The following is a 2,788-nucleotide window of genomic DNA, read 5'->3' as shown; positions in this document are numbered from 1 at the left end:
ACGCATTGGGTTTTTAGTGCCCAAATAGGCACGGATTTATCAGAGTTTATTTTAGGTTAGGGTGGATCTGCGTCTCTCACACCTTAACTGCGCGTTATGTTTTTAAGGAAGCTATGACTAAAGTTTTGGATTTTATAAGAGAAAATATCAGGTTCTTATTCGCAGTATGCGCGAACTTGGTAGCACTTGTTGTCGCCATTATTTGGGCGGTTGATAGTAACTGGCAAACAGGTGCTCCTTTAGAAATGGAGCCAATCTTTACATCGATAGCTTTACTTGCAACGCTTCTCGGATTGAATTTTGTGAATGATAAACTTACCAAACCACATATCAAGGTTACATTATCCATGTCATATGCTGAACATCCAATACATGGACCGATGAATGGTATTAATATTAGGCTCGAAAATCACTCAGTGATTAAAACCTTTATTAAAAATTTTCAAGCTCAGTTACCAGAGTCGAAGCAAGTGTTACAGTTTATGTGGGATGGTTTTACCGAGGCTCGCATTTCAAATGTTACTTTAGAGCCTGGAGAGGCGTTTTCTTTTAATATTGTTAAGAAAAATTTTGGTGCTTCATCTCGAGTAGTCGAAAAATATGGGGACTTTGTCGTTACCACTGAAACAGGGTATCAGTTTGTGGTACCAGCTAAAATCTTTAAAGAGCATCTGGAAATCCTATTCAGTTAAAAACATAACAAACAATTTAAGAGTGATTCGGCACGCGTGGCATTTTTACTATGCGTCGGCTTTGGTGTTTAAGGTGGTCTGCGGCAACATCAGTATTGCGTGCCTCACACCTTAATTGGGCGTTAGACAAAGTCGGTAAGATATGACCTCGTAATTAGTGTTACAATACGGCAGGTTTTAAAATACTTTTTTACGTTCTTAGGAGTTTTGATGTCTACACTCACCTTTTCTTTGATAGATGACTTGGGGCATGAAGTAGTAAAGGTTAATGAGGTCACAAATATCCCTCGTGATGCTCGCAGAATTGATTCAGGGACAAATGTCGAAAAATCAATCACTCACCTTTTTTCAGACATTGCAAAAGGGGCTGTTAGCGTACCAAATAAAACACTAGAACTGGTATTTTCTCCTGAAGTACAGAAAGGCTTGGATTCTGGTGCTTACAAGATGATGGTGCCTAAAAATGGACTTGGTGATACGTTTGCTGATGTTGTTGGTGAAGGTGGCAAGATTGTCGGAAAAGGTAGGTTAATTGAAGGTGGTAAGGTTAGGCAGCTAGCCTCAGGTGCATTTCAGTTAGTTAGTATTGCCGTTGCACAATCTCATCTAGCTGATATTAACGATAGTCTTTCTAAATTAACTGATGTTGTAGAATCGATAATCAATCATCTGGACAATGATGATAAATCGAAGATATCAGGCGCATTAGAGTATTTGAAGGGGATTGCGGAAGATATAGCACAGTATAAGTCTGCAGAAGCACTGTCTACTCAAAAAAGAGTAATTATAGAATCTATAATTAAAGACTCTCATGTTTGGGTTGATAAATCTCTTCGAGATTTCGAAGATGTCATATCCGCCATAGAAAAGCAAAAAGATGCTGATCGATTTGGCGGCACAGAAGATACCTATAACAAGTTGAAATGGCATTCTGATAGAGCAGAGTCCATCCATGAAAAACGAGACTTACTTTCAGAGTTGCATAAGTTGTTGTATTTAATACTAATGTATATCGACCCAAGCCTTAAGGATTACTCTAGACCTAACCTAAAAGTTGAAAAGTGGCAGAAATTAATCTCTAAATATAGACAAACTCTTTTGAGCAAAAATGAAGAGTTGCTAACGAAAGCTTTTTGGAATGCGGGTTCAACATTAAAAATGAGAAAGGAAAATATAGAGTTTCGCACCCAAAAATCAACAGAGATGCTGCTTGAGCAGGAATCAATGCACACTCAAAACATTGCTGCTTTAGAGAGTGACCTATTGAGGATGTTTAATGACAATGCACTAAAAGTAGCCCTTACATTTGATAATAATGGTGAAGTCGAACAGGCTGCATTTGTCTAACAAAGCATTTAAGAGTGATTCCCAACGCTTGGCATTTTTCATTCCGTCGTTGGGCTTAGTGTTTACGGTGGTGGCGTTATATGGTAGGAGTCTATGAACAATAAAACGTATCAATATGAAAGAATCGAAATTCCAAATAGCAGTGTACTCGATTCGGCTGAACAGTTTTACGACGGTGCTGAGTTTTTGAGGCAGTTACCGCCAATGTCCGGTGTTTTACTTCCTATGGTTACCAATGCTGCACTCGCTATTGAACTGTATATTAAATCACTGTGTGTTCGTTCAATTATTAAAGATTATAAAAACTTTGGAAATGGCGTGTATGGTGGGAGAGTTACTGAAGAGCCTTTAACAAAAGGTCATGATTTGAGCTCATTACTACTTATTATTGGCAGTGAAGTTATAGATAACATTGAAACTTTACATGCTGATGGAGTAATACAATATTCATTCTTCGAGTTGGTAGAACTCGTCAAGCCTTACGATAAGTTATTTGTGGAAGCGCGTTACGCTTATGAAAATGATGCTCTTTCAAATTTGGATATTACAGGTCTATTTCATTGTTTAACGACACTTCGTTTTACTATTCAAAAGATAACTAGAATTGAGCGAGTTTTGGCATAACCATATAACAAACTGTTTAAGAGTGATTCGCAACGCGTGGCATTTTTACCATGCCTTGGGTTTAGTGGTTAAGGTGGTATGCGGGAGCTTCGGTATAGCGTTGCTCACACCTTAACAGGGCGTTA

3 protein-coding genes are annotated in these 2,788 nt (G+C 38.2%); all 3 read left to right on the top strand.

All coding sequences use genetic code 11. The features are described from left to right. Window positions 1–113: 113 nt before the first annotated feature. Entirely contained in the window at window positions 114–692 is a 579-nt protein-coding gene (locus MHO32_RS25545) for a hypothetical protein (protein ID WP_239214997.1), read from the top strand. Between the two features lie 210 nt (window positions 693–902). Next, window positions 903–2,039, top strand: coding sequence for a hypothetical protein (locus MHO32_RS25535; RefSeq protein WP_239214995.1), 1,137 nt, complete (start codon window positions 903–905; stop codon window positions 2,037–2,039). Between the two features lie 93 nt (window positions 2,040–2,132). Next, window positions 2,133–2,663, top strand: coding sequence for a hypothetical protein (locus MHO32_RS25530; protein WP_239214993.1), 531 nt, complete (start codon window positions 2,133–2,135; stop codon window positions 2,661–2,663). The last annotated feature ends 125 nt before the right edge of the window (window positions 2,664–2,788 follow it).

Source organism: Vibrio sp. MMH1-50, from assembly GCF_022347645.1.
In the GTDB taxonomy this organism is placed as follows: Bacteria; Pseudomonadota; Gammaproteobacteria; order Enterobacterales; family Vibrionaceae; genus Vibrio; species Vibrio harveyi.
The sequence above is the reverse complement of the archived record's forward strand: the minus strand, read 5'-3'. Positions and strand labels throughout refer to the sequence as shown.

Bases quoted from the DNA above. Each gene is read 5' to 3' on its own strand.
- MHO32_RS25545 (WP_239214997.1), top strand. From the start codon at position 114: ATGACTAAAGTTTTGGATTTTATAAGAGAAAATATCAGGTTCTTATTC.
- MHO32_RS25535 (WP_239214995.1), top strand. From the start codon at position 903: ATGTCTACACTCACCTTTTCTTTGATAGATGACTTGGGGCATGAAGTA.
- MHO32_RS25530 (WP_239214993.1), top strand. From the start codon at position 2,133: ATGAACAATAAAACGTATCAATATGAAAGAATCGAAATTCCAAATAGC.